Below are 22956 nucleotides of genomic sequence, written 5' to 3'. Positions count from 1 at the left end.
CACCAGCTGAGGAGCAACGCGTGGCACGTGTCGTGGTCGAGGTGATGCCGAAGGCCGAGATCCTGGATCCGCAGGGACAAGCCATTGTCGGCGCGCTGGGGCGTCTCGGGCACCCCGGCATCTCGGATGTGCGGCAGGGCAAGCGATTCGAACTCGATGTCGATGACAATGTCACCGACGCCGACCTGGAGCAGATCGCCGAATCGCTGCTGGCCAATGTCGTGATCGAGGACTGGAAGGTCGTCCGGCTGTGAGCGCCCGCATCGGTGTCATCACCTTCCCGGGCACGCTCGACGACGTCGACGCCGCCCGGGCGGTGAAACTGGCCGGTTCCGAGCCCGTTTCGCTCTGGCACGCCGATGCCGACCTCAAGCAGGTCGACGCGGTCGTCGTCCCCGGCGGCTTCTCCTACGGCGACTACCTGCGCGCCGGCGCCATCGCCTCCATGGCCCCGGTCATGGGCGAGGTCATCAAGGCCGCCGAGCAGGGCATGCCGATCCTGGGCATCTGCAACGGCTTCCAGATCCTCTGCGAGGCGGGCCTGCTGCCGGGTGCGCTGACCCGCAACGAGGGCCTGCACTTCGTCTGCCGCGACCAGTGGCTGACCGTCGAGCAGACCGACACCGCCTGGACCACCCGCTACGAGCCGGGCGCCCAGATTCTCATCCCGGTCAAGAACGCCGAGGGCCGCTACCAGGCGTCCACCGCCGTGCTCGACCAGCTCGAGGGCGAGGGCCGCGTGGTGTTCCGCTACGCGGGCGGCAACCCCAACGGCTCGCAGCGCGACATCGCCGGCATCACCTCGGCCAATCGCCGGGTCGTCGGCCTGATGCCGCACCCCGAGCACGCCACCGAGCCGCTCACCGGCCCCAGCGACGACGGCCTGGGCCTGTTCCTCTCGGTGCTGGACAGCCTCGTCAAGGCGTAGCCCCACATGCGGCGGAGCTAGATTCCGTCCAGAATCTCGAAGTCGACTCCGCCCGCTCTGGCCAGCCAGGTCGGGCGGACCGCTTGTACCCCCTCGAAACCGACCTCGCCCCACGGGGTTTCGACGACCCGCCGGTCCGCCACCGCGGCCTGAATGCGCCGCACCTCGAGCGATCCGGCCAGCTCGGCCATGCCGTGCAGGGTGTGGATGGCCTCGTAGCTGGTATTGCTGAAATTGGTGAGCGTGGGCGCGAACCAGCCGTGCAGCCGGTGATAGCGGTCCAGCCGCTCCCGATCGTGCGGTCCGTTCACGAAGAAGCCCGACGGCACGAACAGATTGTGGTTCGCGCCGCCGCCCGCGGCCAGCAGCACGTTCTCGTCCACGGCCGGGCTCATCCGCACCTGCTGATCGGATCGCCCGGTCCGGGAGAACTGCAGGTTGAAGCGGGCGACATCGGCGCCCACCAGCAGCACGATGATCCCGTCGGCCAGGTCGAGCCGGGGATCGTCGAGGAACCGGCCGAAATCCCGGGTGCGCATGGGCACGAACAGCTCCAGCGGAATCAACTCCGGATCCTGCAGTGCCGCGCGCACGGCCTGCGCGGTGCGCCGCGGCCACACGTAGTCGTTGCCGATGATCGCCCAGCGCCGGGCCTCGAAGGAGCGCCGCAGCCAGCCCAGCGCGGGCACGATCTGGTGTTCGGGATCCGCCCCGATCATGAACAGTCCGTCGGGGACCGACTCCACGCCCTCGTGATCGGTGGCGAACAGGTACGGCACCCGCCCGGCCGTCACCCGCTCCACCGCGCGGCGCACCGCCGAGGTGTGCCAGCCGGTGACCGCGTGCACCATGCCGGTGGCCAGCAGTGCCGCCACCTCGCCGGCCACCAGGTGGGGTTCGCGCCCGCCGTCAATGTGGGTGACGCGCAATTCCCGTCCCAGAATTCCGGAACCGGAGTTGATTTCTTCCAACGCGAGAGAAATAGCCGCCTCACAGGATGGCGCGAAGATACCGCCGGGTCCCTGCTGCGGAACTATGTTGATGATCTCGATGACGTTCTCGGGATTCCCGCCGAACGGGGACATGGGCTACCCTTCCCCTCGTTCAAGCGGTTTCTGACGGGCGGGAAATATGGCGACAATTCTAGGTGGTTTTTCCACCTTGCATGGAGCCCTCCGAGCGGCCGAGCGGAGTTGGCTTCGTCACCTGGACGCCGCATTGTGTGCCAGGCGGCTCACCGCCGACCAGTGGTGCATGCTCACCAATCTGTCCGCTGACATCGGCATCACCATGAGTGAGCTGGCGTCGCGGGCGCAGCTACCCCCGTCCTCGGCCACCCGGCACGCCGACCAGCTCGCCGAACGCGGGCTCATCTTCCGGGTCGCGGCGGCCGACGACCGCCGGCGCATCCTGATCGGACTGAGCCGCCGCGGTGAGGAATTGGTCGAGGAGGTGCGTGCCGAGGAGGCGCGCGCCGAGGCCGAAATGCGCCGCAGTCTCGGAAGTGACGACTATCTGGAGCTGGTGCGGTTGCTGGGCCGCGTCGCCGAAGCCCCGCTGCCCGGGTAGCCTGGCGCAGTCCGAACGGGACAACTGATCTCGCAAGGATCGGGGTAACTCCCCGAATATCCCCAAGATCGGTTTGGCACTCAACGCAGGCACGGAATGCCATCCCGTCAACGGCTCTCAGCTGCCCGCTGAAGTCTCGGGGAGGCGGATAAGCTCGAGCCCATGCCAGTTGCCGAAACCACCGCGACCGCCGCAGGCCTGTGCGCATTCATCGATGCCTCCCCGTCGCCGTTCCACGTCTGCCGAACTGTCGCAGCCGAACTCGACGAGCACGGCTTCACCCGGCTGTCCGAATCGGCGCCCTGGCCCGCGGGTGGCGCGGGCCGCTACTACGTGGTGCGTGCCGGTTCCCTGGTGGCCTGGGCCGACGGCGGCCCGGACGCGGCCGCCGGCTCCGGGCAGGCCGGCCCCTTCCGGGTGGTCGGCGCCCACACGGACAGCCCCAATCTGCGGGTCAAGCAGCATCCGGACACCGCCGTGGCGGGCTGGCAGATGGTCGGGTTGGAGCCCTACGGCGGCGCCTGGCTGAACTCGTGGCTGGACCGTGATCTCGGCATCTCCGGGCGACTGTCGGTGCGTGACGGAAATACGGTGCGGGAGCAGCTGATTCGCATCGACGAACCGATTCTGCGGGTGCCGCAGCTGGCCATCCACCTCTCCGACGACCGGCGGGGCGTACAGCTCGATCCGCAACGGCACGTGAACGCGGTGTGGGGGATCGGCGGCGAGCCGCGCTCGTTCCTGGCGTTCGTCGCCGAACGCTCCGGCATCGACCCGGGCGCGGTGCTGGGCTGGGAGCTGATGACCCATGATCTGGTGCCCTCCAGGCTGATAGGGCGCGACCTGGATCTGATCAGCGCGCCCCGGCTGGACAATCAGGGCACCTGCTACGCCGGGCTGCGTGCCTTCCTGGCCGCCATCGCCGAACCCGGCGCGGCGACGCCGGTGCTGGCCATGTTCGACCACGAGGAGGTCGGCAGCCAGTCCGACCGCGGCGCCCAATCCGGGCTGCTGCCCACGGTGCTGGAGCGCATCGTGCTCGCCCGCGGCGGCGGACGCGCGGAATACCTGGCGGCCCTGGCCGATTCGGTGTGCGCTTCCGGCGACATGGCGCATGCGACACACCCCAACTACCCGGACCGGCACGAGCCCTCGCACCGCATCGAGGTGAACGGCGGACCGGTGCTCAAGGTCAATCAGAACCTGCGCTACGCCACCGACGCCACCGGCGCGGGCGCCTTCGCCCTGGCCTGCGCGCAGGCGAACGTCCCGTTGCAGCGCTACGTGCACCGGGCGGATCTGCCCTGCGGCTCCACGATCGGGCCGATGACCGCGGCCCGCACCGGCATGTCCACCGTGGATGTCGGCGCGGCCCAGCTGGCCATGCACTCGGCGCGCGAAATGATGGGCGCCGCAGACGTTCCCGCCTACGCGGCGGCCCTCGCGGCCTTCTTGACCCCTACGCCGTGAGCAGCGCGGCCCTTTCCGGGTCCGGGTTCGGGCGATAGCTCAGGGCCGCCACGACGAAGACGGCGAAGGTGAAGATGACGTAGCTGTTGCCGACGATCTGCTGCCACCAGTTCCAGGTGAGTTCGCGGTCGTGGTTGTGGGGGAGCAGCCACATCGGCCCGATGGCGAACATGACCACCGCCAGGCCGGCCGCACCGAGGAACCACCGGTTGCGGCGGCCGCGGGCGACGGCATCGGCGGCGACGATCAGCGCGGGCGCGATCCACACCCAGTGGTGCGACCAGGAGACCGGGGAAACCAGCAGCACCGCAGCGGCATTCACCATCAGGGCCGCGACCGTCGCGCCGGCGTCGAGCAGGCGCTTCATCCACAGGGCGGCCAGCGCCACCGCGGCCACCGACAGCACCAGCCAGATCAGCGTCGAAATCGAGGTCGAGTAGCCGAGCCGGAACACGAAGCCCTTGATCGACTGGTTGCCCGCGTACCAGGGCGGGCCGATGCGGCCGGTGTCGGACAGGGTGTGGAACCAGTACTGCGGCGAATCCTTCGGGAACAGCACGAATCCCACCGCGATCGCGCCGATGGCGGACAGCACCAGGGTGATCGCGCCCTTCCAGTCCTTACGCAGCAGGAAGTAGAGGAGATAGCCGCCCGGGGTCAGCTTCACCGACACCGCGATGCCGATCAGCATGCCGCGCGGCCAGAAGGGCTTGCGCACCAGGCAATCCAGCGTCACCGCGGCCATCAGTACCAGGTTGATCTGACCGAACCCGTAGGTCTCGCGGATCGGCTCCAGCAGCTGCAGCAACCCGACCGCGCCGATGACGACGGCCAGCTGGGTCCGCCACGCCAGGCTCGGCCGGATCCGGTCCAGCACCACCCACAGCGTCACGCCCAGCGAGGCGATGGAGACCGCGAGCACCGCCCACTCCGCGACGCCCAGCGGCATGATGGCCAGCGGCGCGAAGAACAGCGCGGCCAGCGGGGGATACGTGAACGGCAACCCGATCCCGTACACCGCCGGCATCGGCCCGTAGAGATCCTTGCCGTCGAGCCAGGCCCGCGCGCCGTTCCGATACACCTGCAGGTCGATGTACCCGTGCCAGAGGGTCTCGAAACTGATCACCGCGGATATCGCGAAGAGCGCGACCGCGATCGCGAGCAGTTGCCCCTGCCGCCGTGTCAGCCCTCCAGGCGCGGTCACGGGCTTCTCGGTCGGATCCGCGACCCCGGATCGATCGTTCACCCGGACAGAGTAGCGGGCAGCGGTCACTCCCCCGCCTCCCCGGGCCTTCGGCGCCCGGCTCGCGTGCCGCTACCTGACCTGCATGCGTGCCGGCGGTCGGGAGCCGAAACCATTTTGGGCGTTACCCCGGTCGGCGACAAATCAGTTGTCGCCTCCGCATTACGAAGACAGTGGCCGCTGCCACACTGGCGGGCGGGGTAAAGGGCTGGAATGCAGGCAATTAGACTCGCGATCGTATCTCGCCGACATCCAGCAACGCCGGCTTTCGCTTCCGACCTGCCCGGCCGAAAGGACTCTGGTATTCCCGTGACCAGCCACGTCGATACCGTCAGCAACGCCGCGGCCACCTCGGACCACCCGCAGCCCTACAAGGAACTCGGCCTCAAGGACGACGAGTACGCCCGGATCAAGGAGATCCTGGGCCGGCGTCCCACCGACGCCGAACTCGCCATGTACTCGGTGATGTGGTCGGAGCACTGCTCCTACAAGTCTTCCAAGGTGCACCTGCGCTACTTCGGTGAGACCACCACCGAGGAGATGAAGAAGTCGATGCTCGCGGGCATCGGCGAGAACGCGGGTGTGGTGGACATCGGCGGCGGATGGGCGGTGACCTTCAAGGTCGAGTCGCACAACCACCCCTCCTATGTGGAGCCCTACCAGGGCGCGGCCACCGGCGTCGGCGGCATCGTGCGCGACATCATGGCCATGGGCGCCCGCCCGATCGCGGTGATGGACCAGCTGCGCTTCGGTGCGGCCGATCACCCGGACACCCGGCGCGTGGTCGACGGCGTGGTGCGCGGCGTCGGCGGCTACGGCAATTCGCTGGGCCTGCCGAATGTGGGCGGCGAGACCGTGTTCGACTCGTCCTACCAGGGCAATCCGCTGGTGAACGCGCTGTGCGCGGGCGTCATGCGGGTCGAGGACCTGCACCTGGCCTTCGCCTCCGGCCAGGGCAACAAGATCATCCTGTTCGGCGCGCGGACCGGTCTCGACGGCATCGGCGGCGTGTCCGTGCTGGCCTCGGACACCTTCTCCGGCGACGAATCCGGTTCCGGCCGTAAGAAGCTCCCGAGCGTCCAGGTCGGCGACCCGTTCGCCGAGAAGGTCCTCATCGAGTGCTGTCTCGAGCTGTACCACGCCGGACTGGTGGTCGGCATCCAGGACCTCGGCGGCGCCGGACTGTCCTGTGCCACCTCGGAACTCGCGGCGGCCGGCGACGGCGGCATGCACATCGAACTGGACCAGGTGCCGCTGCGCGCCGCCAATATGACTCCCGCCGAGATCCTTTCGAGCGAGTCGCAGGAGCGCATGTGCGCGGTCGTCACCCCCGAGAACGTGGACGCCTTCATGGCCGTCTGCAAGAAGTGGGACGTCACCGCCACCGTCATCGGTGAGGTCACCGACGGCGAGCGCCTGATCATCACCTGGCACGGCGAGACCGTGGTGGACGTGCCGCCGCGCACCGTCGCCCACCAGGGCCCGGTCTACGAGCGCCCGGTCGAGCGTCCCGCGGATCAGGATGTGCTGAACGCGGATTCGGCCGCGCGCCTGAACCGGCCCGAGACCGGCGACGAGCTGCGCGACACCCTGCTGAAGATGCTGGCCAGCCCGCAGCTGTGCTCGCGCAAGTGGATCACCGAGCAGTACGACCGCTACGTGCGCGGCAACACCGTGCTCGCCGAGCACGCCGACGCCGGTGTCATCCGCATCGACGAGGAGACCGGCCGCGGCATCGCGCTGGCCACCGACGCCTCGGGCCGCTACACCAAGCTGGACCCGTACACCGGCGCGCAGCTGGCGCTGGCCGAGGCCTTCCGTAATGTCGCCGTCACCGGCGCCACCCCGAAGGCCGTCACCAACTGCCTCAACTTCGGCTCCCCGGAGGACCCGGGCGTCATGTGGCAGTTCCAGCAGGCCGTGCGCGGCCTCGCGGACGGCTGTGCGGCCCTGGGCATTCCGGTCACCGGCGGCAATGTGTCCTTCTACAACCAGACCGGCCAGACCGCCATCCTGCCGACCCCGGTGGTGGGCGTGCTCGGCGTCATCGACGACGTGCACCGCCGCATCCCGACCGGCCTGGGCACCGAGCCGGGCGAGACCCTCATCCTGCTCGGCGAGACCCGCGACGAGCTGGACGGTTCCATCTGGGCGCAGGTCGAGCACGACCACCTGGGCGGTCTGCCGCCTCAGGTCGACCTGGCCCGCGAGCAGCTGATCTCCGAGATCCTGGTCTCGGGTTCCCGCGACGGCATGGTCTCCGCCGCCCACGATGTCTCCGAGGGCGGCCTGATCCAGACCGTGGTGGAGGCCGCGCTGGCCGGCGAAACCGCCTGCCGCATCATCATTCCCGAGGGCGCCGACCCGTTCGTCACCCTCTTCTCCGAGTCCGCGGGCCGCGTCCTGGTGGCCGTGCCGCGCTCGGAGGAGACCCGCTTCACCAAGATGTGCGACGCCCGCGGCCTGCCGTGGGCCCGCATCGGCGTGGTCGACGACGGCTCGGACTCGGTGGAGGTCCAGGGCCAGTTCAGTGTGAAGCTCGACGATCTGCGCGCCGCCCACGAGGGCACCCTCCCCGCGCTGTTCGGTATCTCCGACCACTGAACCGACCCGGCCCGAGGGCCGTGGACATTCCGAGAGCCCGCCGGTTCCCCTCGATCCGGCGGGCTCTCGCCATTCCTGCGGTGCGGGACAAGCTCAATTGATCTTGAACGGGTCGTGCTCGGCCATCAGCTTCTCCATCCGGGCCTCGTCGATGCGGTGATGCACCTTCGAGGATTCGTGTTGATCGCGAATCACTTTCGCGAGGGTGAAACTGCTGCTCACCAGGAACAGCATTGCCATCAGCAGGAATCCGCGCTGCCAGATGTCCAGCGGGAGGTAGACGATGCCGATGATCAAGGCGCAGAAGCTGATTCCGAAGGCGATCGTGGCCTGAGCCAGAAACGCCGTGGTGCTCCTGGTGTGTGCGCTCGGAGTGCTCATGGTTGGTGAGTCTGGCGGCCCGGCGGCCGAATCGACCGAGTACATCTACTCGAGTGCACCGAGTAGAGGCCGCGGGCGACACGCCGGTGGGATGGTCCCTCTCACATGCCGCGCTCCACGGATTCCGGCCGGTTGCGTCCATACTTGACGGGTGCTGGACTCCGCCGACGCCCTGAACCGGCTGCGCACACGTGGCGCGATGGTGTATCGGCGTGGCACGGTGGTCGCGCGGAAGGTCGAGGACGTCATCGACCTCAACCACACCGGACTGGTGGTGGCGACCATCTTCTTCGCGTGGTCGGTGACGCCGTCGCTGGTGCCGCGCGACTGGCTGTTCCAGGGTTTGATCTCCGGCCTCAATGCCGCCATCGGTTACGGCGTGGGCTGTGTGCTGCAGTGGTTGTTCCGCAAGTGGATTCGGCCACGGATCAAGATCGCGACTCCGCCCGAGTGGGCGCGCTATGTGATCAAGGTCGCCGTGGTGGTCGTCTGCATTCTGGTGGCGGGTTACATGCTGGTGCTGTCCGCCGACTGGCAGCGCGAGATCACCACCCTCATGGGCATGGAGGGCACCACCCGGGCCGCGTATCTGCGTACGGGCGGGCTGAGTTTCGCGGTCGGCGCGCTGGTGGTGGCGGTCTACCGCACGCTGCGCGAGATCGTGCGGTTGCTGGCGCGGCTGCTCAGCCGCTGGGTGCGGGTGCCGCCCGCGCTCGCGCCCGCCACCGGCGCGCTGCTGCTCACCGTGCTCATCGTGACGCTGTTCAACGGCGTCGCCACCCGTGCCTTCTTCGCGGTCGCCAACTCGGCGTTCAGTGTCCGCAACGACAAGGTGACCGAATACGCGGTGCAGCCGGACAAACCCGAGCGTTCGGGCAGTCCGGCCTCGCTGGCCAAGTGGGAGACGCTGGGGTCGGAGGGCCGCTGGTTCGTCTCGCACGGACCCGATCCCATGCTGATCAGCGCCGTCACGGGAAAGCCCGCGCGCGAACCGATCCGGGTGTACGTCGGGTTGCAGTCGGCGGGCAAGGACACCACCGAGGAGGACCTGGCGGTCGCCGAACTCGAACGCACCGGGGCCTTCGACCGCAAGGTGCTGGTGCTGGCCACCACCACCGGCACCGGCTGGGTGAACGGGGCGGCCGCGGCCGCCATCGAGTACATGTGGGGCGGCGACACCGCCATCGTGGCCTCGCAGTACTCGTATCTGCCGAGCGTGCTGTCGTTCCTGGCGGACCGGCAGAAGGTCGCGATCAACGGGCGGAAGATGTTCGACGCGGTGTACCAGCGCTGGTCGCAGCGGCCGCCCGAGCATCGGCCCAAACTGCTGGTGTACGGGGAGAGCCTCGGCTCGCAGGGCTCCGAATCCGCCTTCGACGGCCTGGCCGACCTGCGCTCCAAGGTGGACGGCGCGCTGTGGGTGGGCCCGCCCAACTCGAATCGCCTGTGGCAGCAGTTCGTTCAGCGCCGCGATCCCGGCACCCGCGAGGTGGAACCCATCTACGCCGACGGCCTGGTGGTCCGATTCGCCGCCACCGCCGCCGATCTGGGCAAACCCTCGGTGGACTGGCGCAAGCCGCGCATCGCCTATCTCCAGCACCCCTCCGACCCCATCGTGTGGTGGTCCTCGGATCTCATCTTCTCCCAACCGGATTGGCTCTCGGAGCCGCGCGGCGCTGATGTCTCGCCGCAGATGCGCTGGTGGCCCCTCGTCACCTTCTGGCAGGTCGTCGCCGACCTCACCAATGCCCAGGGGGTGAGCGACGGTCACGGCCACAACTACGGCTCCCTGGTGCTGGACGGCTGGGCCGCCATCGCCGCTCCGCCCGACTGGGACCAGGACCTCGGCGAACGCATCCGCACCCAGATCGAACTCGCGGAGGCGTACGAGCGGGCGGTGAAATAGCCGTGCTCGCCACGGCCCGCGCCCTGCTGCGCCCGAAACCCCTTGCCGCGGCGGTGCTCCCGCTGCTGTGGAGCAACCGCGTACTGCCCGCGCTGGACCTGGACGTGCGCGGCCGCACCGCCGTCAGCACGGCCTTCGCCGCCGCGTACACGCTGCTCTTCCGAGGCGCACCGAACTGGTTGTCACCGCATGGGCTGCGCACCGGCGCGGCGGCGGCCGGGATGGTGCTCTCCGGTTACGCTGTCGCCCTGGCCCTGCCGCCCACCCGCCGTCACCTCGCCGGACTCGCCGATCGTGGCCCGGGCGTCTCCACCGTCGAATGGACCGTCCTGCACATCCCCGGCGGCACCGTCCTCACCGAAGAGCTCGTCTACCGCTCGACGCTGACGCCCCTGCTGGATCGGGCCGCCGGGCGTCCGGGAAGCGGGTTGGGCGCGTTCGTCTTCGGTCTGTCCCACATCCAACCTGCCCGCGCCGCAGCAGATCCGGTCCGCGCGACGGTGGCCCTCACCACGGCCGCGGGTCTGCTCTTCGACGGGTTGCGCCGCCACACCGGCAGCGCCACCGCCCCGGCACTGCTGCACCTGGCCCTCAATGCCGGCGGAGCCCTGGCCCCACGGGTCGCCCGTCGCCTCGCCCGAGGTGAGTGTCAGCCCGCGAGAGCGGGATGCCGGCGCGCCGCAGTAGCCTCGGCGGCATGGCGCGACGAGGTGCGGTGGATCCGGCGGAGGTGCGGGCGGCGGTAGCGGCGGTGGGGGAGTGGCTGCGCGACGAGACCACGGTGCCGCCCTCGCGCACCGAGCTCGCGGCCGCGGTGCGCGGGACCGCGCGGGCATTGGCGGCGGATGCGCCCGGGCATTCGGTGGAGGTGCGAGTACCGCCGTTCGTGGCGGTGCAGTGCATCGAGGGCCCCAGGCACACCCGGGGGACGCCGCCGAATGTGGTCGAAACCGACCCCCGCACCTGGCTGCTGCTGGCCACCGGGCTGCTCGGCTTCGACGTGGCGCGCGAATCCGGTGCACTGTCCGCCTCCGGCAGCCGGGCGGGCGAGGTCGCGCGGTGGCTGCCGGTGGTGCCGGTCTGACGCTGCGGCGCTAGGCGTCGGCGGGCTTGGCGTGCTTGCCGCCCCCGGTGTCCGGGGTCTCGACGGGCTTGCGCTCCAAGCCCTTTCGATCGTAGAAGCGGGTGATGAACAGACCGCCGACGACACCGATGATCAGGCCGAGCACCGCCATCCACACGCCGCGGGTGAGCCCGGCCCGGCCGTTGCCGTAGAAGTACAGGATCGAGCGGGTACCCAGGAAGACCTGGTGCATGGGCTCGAACTTGGCCAGCCAGCCGAAGTATCTGGGTGTCGCCTCGATCGGAATGGTGCCGCCGGAGGAGGGCAGGCCCAGGATGATGAAGATGATCAGGTTGATGATCAGGCCCGCGGTGCCGACCGCTGCCAGCATCGAGGTGCAGGTGAAGCCGACCGCGACGATCACCAGGGTGCCGTAGATGAACAGCAGCAGCGGTCTGTCGATCGGCATGCCGAGCGCGGCCGCGATGCCCATCAGCGCACCCGAGACCGCCAGCGCCATCACCACCACCGCCGACCATTTGATGAGCAGCGTCTTCACCCGCGAGATCGATGCGCGTGGATAGTGCACGTACCACGGCCCCCACTCGGTCGGCAGGAACCCGAGGGCCGAATCGATGAGCTGATGGATGATCATCGCCCCGACCATGCCGACCAGCAGGAGCAGCAGGCTGTAGAAGAACGCGGTCAGTCCTTCGCCGGAACCGCCGGGCAGCGGCCGGAATTGGTCGACGACGATATTCAGGGGCTGTGCCAGCACCAGCCGGGCGGCCGCGGTGAGTTCCGTCGGGGGTGCGCCCGGGGCCGGCGTCAGCTGCGCCTTCACCTGGTCGGTCAGCTGCTGCCCGACCTGAGCGTTCACCTGGGTGAGAGCTCGCTCACCGAATTTCTGCACCACGGCGGTGGCGAACGCGCCGGCCCGCGGATTGGTCTGCAGCGTGATGATCGGCTTGACGATGTCGCCGGGCACCAGACTGCCGACACCCAGAATGCCGAGCCGCTTGGAGAAGTCGGACGGAATGATGATCGTGCCGTACACCCGGGCGGACTGCATCTGCAGCTGCGCCTCGTTGATGCCGAGCACCCGCAGATCGATCTGGTCCGACGGCACCGCCTGCTGCAAACCGCCGGAGATCTGATCGCCGAAGTTGACGTGCTTGCCGCCGATATCGTCGCCGACATCCTGATTCACCAGGGCGATCGGAAAGTCGTGCAGATTCTTCTCCGGATCGACCACGTAATCGAGGTACATGACGCCCAGCAGCGCGGCGAGCAGCGTGACCACCACAATGGGAAACGCCCACCTGAACGGGCTCAGATGCCTGGGTCGTGGAGCGGTTTCCGTACTGCCGGTGCTTTCGGTGCTCGCCACGGTCGAACGCTAACAGCAAACCGCTTGCCATCCCCGTTATCCCAACGGTGGGTTGCCTTGGGGTTACCCGTAGAATGGCGAACGCCCCCAGCCCGCCGAACAGGGAGCAAACGGTGACTCTCCCCTCCGCCGCCACCACCTCCGACCAGGACGAGAACGAACCGCGCGAAGAGTGCGGTGTGTTCGGTGTCTGGGCACCGGGCGAAGATGTGGCAAAGCTCACGTATTACGGACTTTACGCATTGCAGCACCGCGGTCAGGAGGCGGCGGGCATCGCCGTCGCCGACGGCTCGCAGGTGCTGGTTTTCAAGGATCTCGGCCTGGTCAGCCAGGTCTTCGACGAACAGACCCTGGCCGCCATGCCCGGCCACGTGGCCGTCGGCCACTGTCGCTACTCCACCACGGGTTCCACCACCTGGGAGAACGCGCAGCCCATCTTCCGCACCACCGCGGTCGGTACCGGAATCGCGTTGGGCCACAATGGAAATCTGGTCAACACCGCCGAATTGAGTACGCGGGCACGGGAACTCGGACTGGTCACCGGCCGGCTGGCGGGCACCATGGCCGCCACCTCCGACTCCGATGTGATGACCGCGCTGCTGGCGCACGCGGCCGCCGACAAGAGCATCGAGCAGGCCGCCATGGAGTTGCTGCCGACGCTGCAGGGCGCCTTCTGCCTGACCTTCATGGACGAGCACACCCTCTACGCCGCCCGCGACCCGCACGGGGTGCGCCCGCTGTGCCTGGGCCGGCTGGACCGCGGCTGGGTCGTTGCCAGTGAGACCGCCGCCCTCGACATCGTCGGCGCGTCGTTCGTGCGCGAGATCGAGCCGGGCGAGCTGCTCGCCATCGACGCCGACGGCGTCCGCTCGCTGCGCTTCGCCAATCCGACGCCCAAGGGCTGCGTCTTCGAATTCGTGTATCTGGCCCGGCCCGACTCCACCATCTCCGGCCGTTCGGTGCACGCCACCCGGGTGGAGATCGGCCGCCGCCTGGCCGCCGAGCACCCGATCGAGGCCGACCTGGTCATCCCGGTGCCGGAGTCCGGCACCCCGGCCGCCGTCGGCTACGCACAGGGTTCCGGTGTGCCCTACGGCCAGGGCCTGATGAAGAACGCCTACGTGGGCCGCACCTTCATCCAGCCCAGCCAGACCATCCGCCAGCTCGGCATCCGGTTGAAGCTCAATCCGCTGCGCGAGGTGATCCGCGGTAAGCGGCTCATCGTGGTGGACGACTCCATCGTGCGCGGCAACACGCAGCGGGCCCTGATCCGCATGCTCCGCGAGGCGGGCGCGTTGGAGATCCACGTGCGCATCGCCTCCCCGCCGGTCAAGTGGCCCTGCTTCTACGGCATCGACTTCGCCTCGCGCGCGGAGCTGATCGCCAATGGCGCGGGCCCCAATGGCATCGAGGGCGAGAGCCTCGACGACATGGTGGAGGGCGTGCGCCGCTCCATCGGCGCGGACAGCCTCGGCTACATCTCGCTCGAGGGCATGGTCGCCGCCACCGAGCAGCCGCGCTCGCGGCTGTGCTGCGCCTGCTTCGACGGCGACTACCCGATCTCGCTGCCGGCGGAGAACGCCATCGGCAAGAACGTGCTCGAGGGCATGCTGTCCGGCGCGACCGAGACCGAGTTGCTGGCGGACAATGTCAATGCCTCGGCGCTGAGCCGCCCGTAAGCACAAGCATTCACGGTGCCCGTTCGCGTAATCGCGAACGGGCACCGTGCTTTTCCCGCTCCGAACAGGGAAATTCGGTGGCGCAGTTGCGACATGGGCGTTTCGGGGCGGATGGCTCGATTTGTGTACCGATTGTTCCGAAACGCAACACGCCGGTTATAACCGGTCGATACTGTGCCCAGCCAAAGGATGTCCACCGCGGCGCGGCGGGACCGTGACCCGGCCGCTGCGCTGCGCTTCGAGAGCAGGGCAGTATGCGCGCGAGAAGAGTTGCGGCAGTAGGTTTCGCGGGACTAGCGGTGCTGGCGGTCGCCGGCTGCGGTTCGGGAAAGACATCGGACAGTGGTGGGGGAGCGGGAATCCTGGTCGGCACCACCGACAAGGTCACCTCACTGGATCCGGCCCGGGCCTACGACAACGGCTCACTGCTGGCGGAAACCCAGGTCTACCAGTTCCTGATGAATTTCCCGGCGGGCGAGGCGGTGCCGAAACCCGACGCCGCCGACAAGTGCGAGTTCACCTCGCCGACCGTCTACACCTGCACGCTCAAACCCGGATTGAAATTCGCCAACGGTGATCCCCTCACCGCCCAGAGCGTGAAGTTCTCCTTCGATCGCATGGTGAAGATCGACGACCCGCAGGGCCCGAAGGCGCTGCTGGACAACCTCGATCACACCGATGCCCCCGACGACAAGACCGTCGCCTTCACCCTCAAGAAGGGCAACGACCAGACCTTCCCGGCCATCCTGCCCACCCAGGCGGCGGCCATCGTGGACGAGAAGGTCTTCCCGGCCGACAAGGTGCTCGCCGACGAGGACATCGTGAAGGCCAAGCCGTTCTCCGGGCCGTACACCATCACCAGCTACGACAAGAACAAGCTGGTCGAGTACAAGTCCAACCCGGACTACAACGGCCTGTTCGGCAAACCCAAGACCGACGCGGTCACGGTGAAGTACTACGCCGAGGCCGCCAACCTGAAACTCGATGTGCAGCAGGGCAATATCGACGTCGCCTGGCACACCCTCACCCCGACCGACCTGGACTCGCTGAAGACCAGCGACAAGGTGACCGTGCACCAGTCGCCCGGCGGCGACACCCGCTACATCGTGTTCAACCTCAACACCCAGCCCGGCGGCAATCCCGCCCAGAAGCTGGCCGTGCGCAAGGCCGTCGCCGTCTCCGTCGACCGCGAGGCGCTGGCCAACAGCGTGTTCAAGGGCACCTGGGCCCCGCTGTATTCGCCGGTGCCCAAGGGCGTTCCGGGCGGCACCGAGGCCCTGAAGGACATCTACGGCGCGCTGCCGAACAAGGACGCGGCCGCCAAGTTCCTCGCCGACGCGGGCGTGGCCACGCCGGTCGAACTGAACCTGCAGTACACCACCGAGCACTACGGGACCGTCAGCTCCGAGGAGTACGCCGCCGTCAAGAGCCAGCTCGAGGCCACCGGGCTGTTCAAGGTGAATCTGCAGTCCACCGAATGGGTCGCCTACCAGAAGGCCCGCTCCACCGACGGCTACCCGGTATTCCAGTTCGGCTGGTTCCCGGACTACCCGGACGCCGACGACTACCTGCGCCCCTTCTTCACCGAGGACAACTTCCTGCGCAACCACTTCGGCGATCCGAAGATCACCGCTGAGCTGAACGCCGAACTGACCGAACCGGATCCGGCCAAGCGGACTGCCGCGCTCGCCACCGTGCAGCACGACCTGATGGCCGATTTCCTGCCCATCGTGCCGCTGCTCACCGGCAACCAGATCGCGGTGGCGGGCAAGAACATCCAGGGCGTGGAGAACACCCTGGACCCGTCCTCCAAGTTCCGCTTCGGCGTCCTGAGCAAGTAGCCGGATGGTGACGACCACCGAACCCGAGGGCGGGCCGGCGATCCCGGCCCGCCCGGCGGGTACACGAACGCACCGCAGGTTCTTCCCGGCCCGCCGCGGCGACACCCGCTACGGCGCGCTGGCTCGGTACCTCGGGGTGCGAGCCCTGCTCATCATCCCCACCACCTGGATCCTGGTGACCCTGGTCTTCTTCCTGATGCGGGTGATCGGCGATCCCATCACCGCCGCGCAGGGCGGGCGGCTCACGCCCGAGGAGTTGCAGCGGCGCAAGGAGGCCGCCGGACTCACCCGGCCCATCCTCACCCAGTATTGGGACTACCTGTCCGGTCTGCTGCGCGGGGATTTCGGCCGCTCCCAGGACAATCGGGCCATCAGCGACGTCATCATCACCTACGGTGCGGCCACGCTGGAACTGGTGTTCTGGGCGCTCCTCGTGGCCTTCGCGGTGGGTGTGCCGCTGGGCAGATACGCCGCCACCAAACGGGATTCGGCCGCCGACGTTAGCCTGCGGTTGTTCGCGATCCTGGTGTATGCGGCCCCGGTGTTCTTCGTGGGGCTGCTGTTGAAGTTGATCTTCGCGGTCGAGCTGGGCTGGCTGCCCGTGGCCGGGCGGGCGAGCACGACCGTGGAGCTGCAGCTGCAGCACGTGTCGCCCAAGACCAACATCATGATCGTCGACGCGATCCTCTACGGCGACACCGGGAACATCGTCGACGTGCTGAAACACGCAGTGCTGCCGGCGATCGCGCTCGGCCTGCTCACGGCGGGCGTGTTCCTGCGACTGGTGCGGATCAACCTGATCCAGACCCTGCGCTCGGGCTATGTGGAGGCCGCCCGGGCGCGCGGCCTGTCCGACCGCGTCGTCACCGGGCGGCACGCCTTCCGCAATGCCCTCATCCCGGTGGTCACCGTCATGGGCATGCAGATCGCCATGATGCTCGGCGGCGCGGTGCTCACCGAAACCACCTTCGAATGGAAGGGATTGGGCTACCAGCTCGCCACCTACCTGCAGGCGCGCGACTTCGTGGCGGTGCAGGGCATCGTCGCGTTCATCGCCATCGTGGTGGCCGTCATGAGCTTCCTGGTGGACCTGATCGTGGCGCTGATCGACCCGAGGGTGAGGTTCTGATGACCGTCATCGAAACCGGCGTGCGGGCACCGGTCCCGCCGACCCGCTCCCGGCTGCGGATCCCCGGAACGGCCCTGGTGCGCATGACCTCCGGGCTGCAGCGGGCCACGCTGCTGCTCGGGCTCGCCCTGGTCGCGGGGTTCATCCTGGTGGCCGTCCTCGCGCCCCTGCTGGCGCCCTACGGATTCGCGCAGAACGCCTCCGGCGGCGTCGATTTCGCGCGACAGCAGGCGCCGTCGGCCGCGCACTGGTTCGGCACCTCGGTGCGCGGGGAGGACGTGCTCTCCCGCGTCCTCTTCGGGGCGCGCACCGCGCTGTCGGTGATCGCGGTGTCGCTGGTGCTGTCGCTCATCGTCGGCGTGCCGCTCGGCCTGGTGTCCGGCTACCTCGGGCGCTGGGTGGACCGCGTGCTGGTGCTGTTCATGGACGCCATGTACGCGTTCCCGTCGCTGCTGCTGGCCATCGTGGTGTCGATCGTGGTGTCCGGCGGGCAGTCCAGCAGCTTCGGCGGCATCCTGTCGGCCGCCATCGCCATCACCGTCATCTTCGTGCCGCAGTACTTCCGGGTGGTGCGCAACGCCACCATCTCGGTGAAACAGGAACCGTACGTGGACGCCGCGCGCGTCACCGGCGCGTCCACGCCGCGAATCCTGTTCCGGCACATCCTCGCCAATGTCACCCAGTCGCTGCCGGTACTCATCACCCTCAATGGCGCGGAGGCCATCCTCACGCTGGCCGGGCTGGGCTTCCTCGGGTTCGGCATCGAACCCACCCAGGCCGCGGAATGGGGCTATGACCTCAACAAGGCGCTGGCCGACGTCTCCAACGGCATCTGGTGGACCGGCGTGTTCCCCGGCGCCGCCATCGTGATCGTGGTGCTCGGCATGACCCTGGTCGGCGAGAGTCTCAACGAGGTGCTCAACCCGCTGCTGCGCACCCGCCGCGCCGCCACCATAGCCGCCACCGAGACCGAGCCCGCGGCCACCGAATCCGAACCCGCGCAGGAGGCGGCCGATGCCTGAACCCGTCCTGTCCTTCGACTCCCTCACTGTCACCTTCGCCACCGACGCCGGGGCCGTCACCGCCGTGAAAAACGTGTCCTACCAGGTATATCCGGGCGAGGTACTGGCCGTGGTCGGCGAATCCGGCTCCGGCAAATCGGTCAGCTCGCGCACCGCCATGGGACTGCTGCCGCCGACCGCGGGCGTCCGCGGGCACGTCCTGCTGGGGACGAAGGCGATCACCGAAATGAGCGAGAAGGAACTCACCGCGGTGCGCGGCGGAGCCGTCTCCATGATCTTCCAGGAGCCCGGCGCGGCCCTGGACCCGCTGTTCACCGTCGGCTTCCAGATCGGCGAGGCGCTGCGGGCGCATTCGGGCATGAAGCGGAAACCGGCCCGCGCCAAGGCCATCGAACTGCTGCGCGCGGTCGGGCTGCCCGACCCCGAGGCGCGAGTGGACTACTACCCGCACCAGCTCTCCGGCGGCCAGAAACAGCGCGTGGTGATCGCCATCGCCATCGCCTGCGAACCGCGGGTGATCATCGCCGACGAACCCACCACCGCCCTCGACGTCACCGTCCAGGCCGAAATCCTGGCACTACTCCGAGATCTGCGCGACCGCATCGGCGCGGCCATCGTGCTCATCACCCACAATATGGGCGTCGTGGCCGATCTCGCCGACCGCGTCGTGGTGATGCGTGAGGGGCGCATCGTCGAAGAGGCCGCGGTGGAAAAGCTCTTCGCCGAGCCCGAGCACGAATACACGCGTGCCCTTCTGGCCGCGGTGCCGAAACTACATGTGCTGCCGGATAACTGGGAAGCCGCGGAGCGTCCCGGAGACACTGCACCGGCCATTGGGGTCGAGACCCCAGCAGACTCCGCGCCCGTGGCCGGAGCGGCACTGGCGAGAACGATTGTCCGCAAACCCATCCCGGCCGACGCGGCCACCGTGCTGGAGGTCTCTGGCCTGGTGGTGGAGTTCCCGGCCCCGCTCGGCCGCCCGTCCTTCCGGGCCGTGAACGAGGTCGGCCTCACCCTGCGCCGCGGCGAAACCCTCGGCCTGGTCGGCGAATCCGGCTCCGGCAAGTCCACCATCGGCCGCTGCGTGGCCGGTCTGCAGCGGCCCACCGCGGGCAGCGTCCGGGTACTCGGCACCGATATCGCGGGCCTCTCCGAACGCCGGCTGCGGCCCATCCGGCGCCGTTTCGGCTTCGTCTTCCAGGACCCCGCCACCTCCCTCAACCCGCGCCTCACCATCGGCGACTGCGTCGCCGAACCCCTGCTGGTGCACAAACAGGCCAAGGGCGCGACCGCCCGCGACCGCGTCCGCCGCCTCCTCGACGACGTGCAACTCCCGGCCGGGGTGGAAAAGCGCTACCCGCACGAACTTTCCGGCGGCCAGCGCCAGCGGGTCAGCCTGGCCCGGGCCCTGGTCCTCAATCCCGACCTGCTGGTCGCCGACGAACCCACCAGCGCCCTGGACGTCTCCGTCCAGGCCCGGGTGCTCGAACTGTTCGCGGGTCTCCAGCGCGAGTTCGGCTGGGCCTGCCTGTTCATCAGCCACGACCTCGCCGTGGTGGATCAGCTGGCCGACCGGATCGTGGTGCTGCGCAACGGGACCGTCATCGAACAGGGCACCAACGACGACATCCTGCGCAACCCGCGCGAGGAGTACACCCGCCGCCTCGTCGCCGCAGTCCCCGTCCCCGACCCGGTAGAGCAACGGCGTCGGCATCGTTACGAAACGTGACAACAGATTTCGTAGCGCTTGGGGTAACTCACCGGGTACGTCCAAAATAGATCTGGCACCCAGCCGCCGGCACGGGTGCCGGAGTCCGACGGCTCTATGCCATCCGCTGAATTCTCGGGGAGGCGGGCGAGCCCGCTGAGTTCTCGGGGAGCCGCGTGAGCTAGCGTGAGCAGGCATCTATCCATCGATTCGGCTTGGAGCTCTCTCCGACAATGACTGAACAGATCCCCAGCGGTGCCGGTGCCTCGTACGCGGCGGCCGGCGTCGACATCGAAGCCGGTGACCGTGCAGTCGAGCTGTTCGCTCCCCTGGCCAAGAAGGCCAGCCGCCCCGAAGTACAGGGCGGACTCGGCGGCTTCGCAGGACTGTTCGCACTGAAGGGCGGCTACAAGGAGCCCCTGCTCGCCGCCTCCACCGACGGCGTCGGCACCAAGATCGCGGTCGCCCAGGCCCTCGACAAGCACGACACCGTCGGCCTCGACCTGGTCGCCATGGTCGTCGACGACCTGGTGGTCTGCGGCGCCGAACCGCTGTTCCTGCAGGACTACATCGCCGTCGGCAAGGTGGTCCCGGAACGCGTCGCGCAGATCGTCTCCGGCATCGCCGAGGGCTGCGTCATCGCCGGCTGCGCCCTGCTGGGCGGCGAGACCGCCGAGCACCCGGGCCTGATGGGTGTCGACGACTACGACCTGTCGGCCACCGGCGTCGGCGTGGTCGAGGCCGACGCCGTGCTCGGCCCGGACCGCGTCCGCCCCGGCGACGTGGTGATCGGCATGGGCGCCTCCGGCCTGCACTCCAACGGCTACTCGCTGGCCCGCAAGGTGCTGCTCGACATCGACCGCATGTCCCTCACCGGGCACGTGGAGGAATTCGGCCGCACCCTCGGCGAGGAACTGCTCGAGCCGACCAAGATCTACGCCAAGGACTGCCTGGCCCTGATCGCCGAGACCGACGTCCGCACCTTCTGCCACGTGACGGGCGGCGGCCTGGCTGCCAACCTGGCCCGCGTGCTCCCCGCCGGCCTGGTCGCCGAGCTGGACCGCGGCACCTGGAACCCGGCCCCGGTCTTCAAGATGATCGCCCAGCGCGGCCGCGTCGAGCGGGCCGAGATGGAGAAGACCTTCAACATGGGCGTCGGCATGGTCGCCGTCGTCGCCCCCGAGGACGCCGACCGCGCCCTCGCCGTCCTCACCGCCCGCCACATCGACTGCTGGACCCTCGGCACGGTGAAGAAGGCCAAGGACGTCGACGCCGCCCGCGCCGTCCTGGTGGGAGACCACCCGCGCTTCTGAGCGCCGGACAGCAACGAACGAAAGGCCCCGGCCACTCTCCAGAGTGGCCGGGGCCTTTCGCTATATCCGGCGGCGAGCCAAATCGCCCGTCTCCCAACGCGACAACTGATTTGGTTCCGGCGAGGGTAATTCTTCGGGTACATCCAGATTCGGGTCGGCACGCAACCGGCGGCACGCGTGCAGAATCAGCGACGGCTCCCCAGCCGTGCGCCAAGGGCGCGGAGAGGCGGGGGAGCCGTTAGTGCTGCTGGCAAACCCTCAGCGTGACGTGCTTCTCGGCTCAAAACGACGTGCTAAAGGGGGAAGCCCATCGGCCTCCCCCTGCAGTACGTCGAAATATCCGAGTCAGCGACGCCAGTCGTCGTAGCTGTCTTCTTCTTCCCAGCTCGACCGCGATTCGCTCGCGTCATGCTCGTCGGAAAGCACACCACTCCGCTGTGTGTCGGAGGCACTCCCCGACAGCTCGCGCTGAAGGCTCGTGAAGTCGGTCGACGGCGAGCTGTACTTGAGCTCCCGTGCAACCTTGGTCTGCTTTGCCTTAGCCCGGCCACGGCCCATGGCTGACCCCCTCGCGTCACTGCGGGGCGGCCTGGGGTGGGTTTGGCGGCCCCGTTCGAATTAATACTCTTCCTGACGAACACTTTAGCGTGTGTCCGGCGGTCGCGCTTCCAGGAGTGGGGGATAAACGTCCCGGGGCCGGGCCGGGCGCTCTCCGGGCCCGTGCGAAAAGGTTGCCGACCGGGGGCTACAGCACCCCGGGAATCGCTCGGACGATGCCCACCCGGGTTCCGCCGCCGAGCACCGCGGGGGCCGCCAGCTCAGCGTGCTCGTCGGTCCACGGCACCCCCATACGCTGGAGAATGGCCAGCGTCAGGGGAAGTCGCGCGCGATCGGCGCCGTCATCGATCTTGTAGGCGAAGGCCGAACCGTCCGGCAGCGCGCCGGCGTGCACCCCGTCCGCACCGATCTTGCACACGAGGCCGGGGGTCGCGGTCATCACCCGGAAATCGGGACCATCCGTGCCGGAAATCACTCGCGGATGCGTGCGAATCGCGTCCGCGAGACGGCGTTCCGGGCTGTCCTCGGGCGCGGTGGCGAAGGTCGCGTAGGCGCGCGCCAGATTCACCAGCGACACCGGCACGATCGGCAGGCCGCAGCCGTCGATGCCCAGATCGGTCTCCGGTTCACCGGTCAGCTCGGCGACCGTCTCCAGTACGGCCCGCTGCAGCGGGTGCCCGACCTCGAGATAGCCGCGGGTGGGCCAGTCGTTGATCCGGCAGGTCGCGAGCATGGCGGCATGCTTGCCGGAGCAGTTCATGTAAACGCGGCGGGACGCCTCGGCGCGGTTGCGGCCGGTCAGCGCCTGGGCCCGGGCGTGCTCCTCGAACGGCAGATCGGGCGGGCACTCGAGATCGTCCTCGGTGAAGCCGAAGCGGTCCAGCAAACGCTGTACCAGCTCCACATGATCGGCCTCGCCGAAGTGCGAGGCGGTGGCGATGGCCAGCTCGGCGTCGTCCACCGGCTCGAAACCGTTGCGCAGCAGGGTGAGTGCCTGCATCGGCTTATTGGTGGAGCGCGGGAAGATCGGGCCGTGCACCGCGCCCACCTCGACCAGCGGCTCGCCGTCCGGGCGCAGCACCACCGCCGAGCCGCGGTGCACGCACTCCCGGAACCCGGACCGCACCACCTCGACCAGATCGACGCTCATGG

Annotated in this window: 20 protein-coding genes; 14 read left to right on the top strand and 6 right to left on the bottom strand. The window is 68.7% G+C overall.

Going from position 1 to position 22956, the window contains the following annotated elements; all coding sequences use genetic code 11:
* The first annotated feature begins 20 nt into the window (after positions 1-20).
* Together purS and purQ are read left to right on the top strand one after the other, a co-directional pair.
* Positions 21-254 carry a phosphoribosylformylglycinamidine synthase subunit PurS gene (gene purS, locus AB0L60_RS02750; RefSeq protein WP_040803258.1) on the top strand — a complete coding sequence of 78 codons (234 nt, stop codon included), beginning with the start codon at positions 21-23 and terminating at the stop codon, positions 252-254.
* Positions 251-928, top strand: coding sequence for a phosphoribosylformylglycinamidine synthase subunit PurQ (gene purQ, locus AB0L60_RS02745; RefSeq protein ID WP_364606110.1), 678 nt, complete (start codon positions 251-253; stop codon positions 926-928). The genes purS and purQ overlap by 4 nt, the downstream gene beginning before the upstream one ends.
* Before the next feature lie 17 nt (positions 929-945).
* Here purQ and AB0L60_RS02740 read toward each other — a convergent pair whose 3' ends face one another.
* Positions 946-2013: a substrate-binding domain-containing protein gene (locus AB0L60_RS02740; protein ID WP_364606107.1), complete on the bottom strand. Its 1068-nt coding sequence runs from the start codon at positions 2011-2013 to the stop codon at positions 946-948.
* A 133-nt stretch (positions 2014-2146) separates the two neighbouring features.
* On the opposite strand from AB0L60_RS02740, the gene AB0L60_RS02735 reads away from it, so the two are divergent.
* The gene (locus tag AB0L60_RS02735) at positions 2147-2497 is read left to right on the top strand and encodes a MarR family transcriptional regulator (protein WP_364606104.1); all 351 of its coding nucleotides are present in this window, start codon (positions 2147-2149) and stop codon (positions 2495-2497) included.
* A gap of 162 nt (positions 2498-2659) precedes the next feature.
* Positions 2660-3967: a M18 family aminopeptidase gene (locus tag AB0L60_RS02730; protein WP_364606101.1), complete on the top strand. Its 1308-nt coding sequence runs from the start codon at positions 2660-2662 to the stop codon at positions 3965-3967.
* Here the strand turns inward: AB0L60_RS02730 and AB0L60_RS02725 are convergent.
* Positions 3957-5213, bottom strand: a complete 1257-nt coding sequence (locus tag AB0L60_RS02725) for a glycosyltransferase 87 family protein (protein ID WP_364606098.1) — start codon at positions 5211-5213, stop codon at positions 3957-3959. The genes AB0L60_RS02730 and AB0L60_RS02725 overlap by 11 nt on opposite strands.
* 306 nt (positions 5214-5519) lie before the next feature.
* Between AB0L60_RS02725 and purL the strand changes: the two genes are divergently transcribed.
* Positions 5520-7814, top strand: coding sequence for a phosphoribosylformylglycinamidine synthase subunit PurL (gene purL, locus AB0L60_RS02720; protein WP_364606095.1), 2295 nt, complete (start codon positions 5520-5522; stop codon positions 7812-7814).
* A gap of 93 nt (positions 7815-7907) precedes the next feature.
* Here purL and AB0L60_RS02715 read toward each other — a convergent pair whose 3' ends face one another.
* Positions 7908-8195 carry a YiaA/YiaB family inner membrane protein gene (locus AB0L60_RS02715; protein ID WP_364606092.1) on the bottom strand — a complete coding sequence of 96 codons (288 nt, stop codon included), beginning with the start codon at positions 8193-8195 and terminating at the stop codon, positions 7908-7910.
* A gap of 151 nt (positions 8196-8346) precedes the next feature.
* Here AB0L60_RS02715 and AB0L60_RS02710 point away from each other — a divergent pair, with 151 nt between their 5' ends.
* The 3 genes from AB0L60_RS02710 to AB0L60_RS02700 are packed head-to-tail and all read left to right on the top strand — an operon-like array spanning position 8347 to position 11185.
* Positions 8347-10101, top strand: coding sequence for an alpha/beta hydrolase (locus AB0L60_RS02710; RefSeq protein ID WP_364606089.1), 1755 nt, complete (start codon positions 8347-8349; stop codon positions 10099-10101).
* Between the two features lie 2 nt (positions 10102-10103).
* The gene (locus AB0L60_RS02705) at positions 10104-10847 is read left to right on the top strand and encodes a CPBP family intramembrane glutamic endopeptidase (RefSeq protein ID WP_364606086.1); all 744 of its coding nucleotides are present in this window, start codon (positions 10104-10106) and stop codon (positions 10845-10847) included.
* The gene (locus AB0L60_RS02700) at positions 10799-11185 is read left to right on the top strand and encodes a sterol carrier family protein (RefSeq protein WP_364606083.1); all 387 of its coding nucleotides are present in this window, start codon (positions 10799-10801) and stop codon (positions 11183-11185) included. The genes AB0L60_RS02705 and AB0L60_RS02700 overlap by 49 nt, the downstream gene beginning before the upstream one ends.
* 10 nt (positions 11186-11195) lie before the next feature.
* Here AB0L60_RS02700 and AB0L60_RS02695 read toward each other — a convergent pair whose 3' ends face one another.
* Positions 11196-12554, bottom strand: coding sequence for an ABC transporter permease (locus AB0L60_RS02695; protein WP_364606080.1), 1359 nt, complete (start codon positions 12552-12554; stop codon positions 11196-11198).
* 113 nt (positions 12555-12667) lie between these two features.
* Here AB0L60_RS02695 and purF point away from each other — a divergent pair, with 113 nt between their 5' ends.
* From purF to purM, 6 genes are all read left to right on the top strand, one after another.
* On the top strand, positions 12668-14233 hold the full coding sequence (gene purF / locus AB0L60_RS02690) for an amidophosphoribosyltransferase (protein WP_364606077.1): 1566 nt from the start codon (positions 12668-12670) through the stop codon (positions 14231-14233).
* A 254-nt stretch (positions 14234-14487) separates the two neighbouring features.
* Positions 14488-16074 carry an ABC transporter substrate-binding protein gene (locus tag AB0L60_RS02685; protein ID WP_364606074.1) on the top strand — a complete coding sequence of 529 codons (1587 nt, stop codon included), beginning with the start codon at positions 14488-14490 and terminating at the stop codon, positions 16072-16074.
* A gap of 118 nt (positions 16075-16192) precedes the next feature.
* A complete protein-coding gene (locus AB0L60_RS02680) occupies positions 16193-17203 on the top strand; it encodes an ABC transporter permease (RefSeq protein WP_364606741.1) in 1011 nt (336 codons plus the stop codon).
* Positions 17203-18225, top strand: a complete 1023-nt coding sequence (locus tag AB0L60_RS02675; protein WP_364606071.1) for an ABC transporter permease — start codon at positions 17203-17205, stop codon at positions 18223-18225. Before AB0L60_RS02680 ends, AB0L60_RS02675 begins: the two co-directional genes overlap by 1 nt.
* Complete coding sequence (locus AB0L60_RS02670; RefSeq protein WP_364606068.1) at positions 18218-19954, top strand: ABC transporter ATP-binding protein; 1737 nt, start codon at positions 18218-18220, stop codon at positions 19952-19954. The genes AB0L60_RS02675 and AB0L60_RS02670 overlap by 8 nt, the downstream gene beginning before the upstream one ends.
* 212 nt (positions 19955-20166) lie before the next feature.
* A complete protein-coding gene (purM, locus tag AB0L60_RS02665) occupies positions 20167-21246 on the top strand; it encodes a phosphoribosylformylglycinamidine cyclo-ligase (RefSeq protein ID WP_364606065.1) in 1080 nt (359 codons plus the stop codon).
* 345 nt (positions 21247-21591) lie between these two features.
* Here the strand turns inward: purM and AB0L60_RS02660 are convergent, their stop codons facing one another.
* Both AB0L60_RS02660 and AB0L60_RS02655 read right to left on the bottom strand, forming a co-directional pair.
* On the bottom strand, positions 21592-21804 hold the full coding sequence (locus tag AB0L60_RS02660; protein WP_354831003.1) for a DUF3073 domain-containing protein: 213 nt from the start codon (positions 21802-21804) through the stop codon (positions 21592-21594).
* A gap of 187 nt (positions 21805-21991) precedes the next feature.
* On the bottom strand, positions 21992-22954 hold the full coding sequence (locus AB0L60_RS02655; RefSeq protein ID WP_364606061.1) for an asparaginase: 963 nt from the start codon (positions 22952-22954) through the stop codon (positions 21992-21994).
* Positions 22955-22956 lie beyond the last annotated feature (2 nt).

The organism is Nocardia sp. NPDC051981 (genome assembly GCF_040680715.1).
GTDB lineage: Bacteria > Actinomycetota > Actinomycetes > Mycobacteriales > Mycobacteriaceae > Nocardia.
This window is presented reverse-complemented; position numbering and strand designations above follow the sequence as displayed.

Coding starts and splice junctions, on each gene's coding strand:
- AB0L60_RS02740 (WP_364606107.1), bottom strand. CDS start 2,013: ATGTCCCCGTTCGGCGGGAATCCCGAGAACGTCATCGAGATCATCAAC.
- AB0L60_RS02730 (WP_364606101.1), top strand. CDS start 2,660: ATGCCAGTTGCCGAAACCACCGCGACCGCCGCAGGCCTGTGCGCATTC.
- AB0L60_RS02715 (WP_364606092.1), bottom strand. CDS start 8,195: ATGAGCACTCCGAGCGCACACACCAGGAGCACCACGGCGTTTCTGGCT.
- AB0L60_RS02700 (WP_364606083.1), top strand. CDS start 10,799: ATGGCGCGACGAGGTGCGGTGGATCCGGCGGAGGTGCGGGCGGCGGTA.
- AB0L60_RS02685 (WP_364606074.1), top strand. CDS start 14,488: ATGCGCGCGAGAAGAGTTGCGGCAGTAGGTTTCGCGGGACTAGCGGTG.
- AB0L60_RS02675 (WP_364606071.1), top strand. CDS start 17,203: ATGACCGTCATCGAAACCGGCGTGCGGGCACCGGTCCCGCCGACCCGC.
- AB0L60_RS02670 (WP_364606068.1), top strand. CDS start 18,218: ATGCCTGAACCCGTCCTGTCCTTCGACTCCCTCACTGTCACCTTCGCC.
- purM (WP_364606065.1), top strand. CDS start 20,167: ATGACTGAACAGATCCCCAGCGGTGCCGGTGCCTCGTACGCGGCGGCC.
- AB0L60_RS02660 (WP_354831003.1), bottom strand. CDS start 21,804: ATGGGCCGTGGCCGGGCTAAGGCAAAGCAGACCAAGGTTGCACGGGAG.
- AB0L60_RS02655 (WP_364606061.1), bottom strand. CDS start 22,954: ATGAGCGTCGATCTGGTCGAGGTGGTGCGGTCCGGGTTCCGGGAGTGC.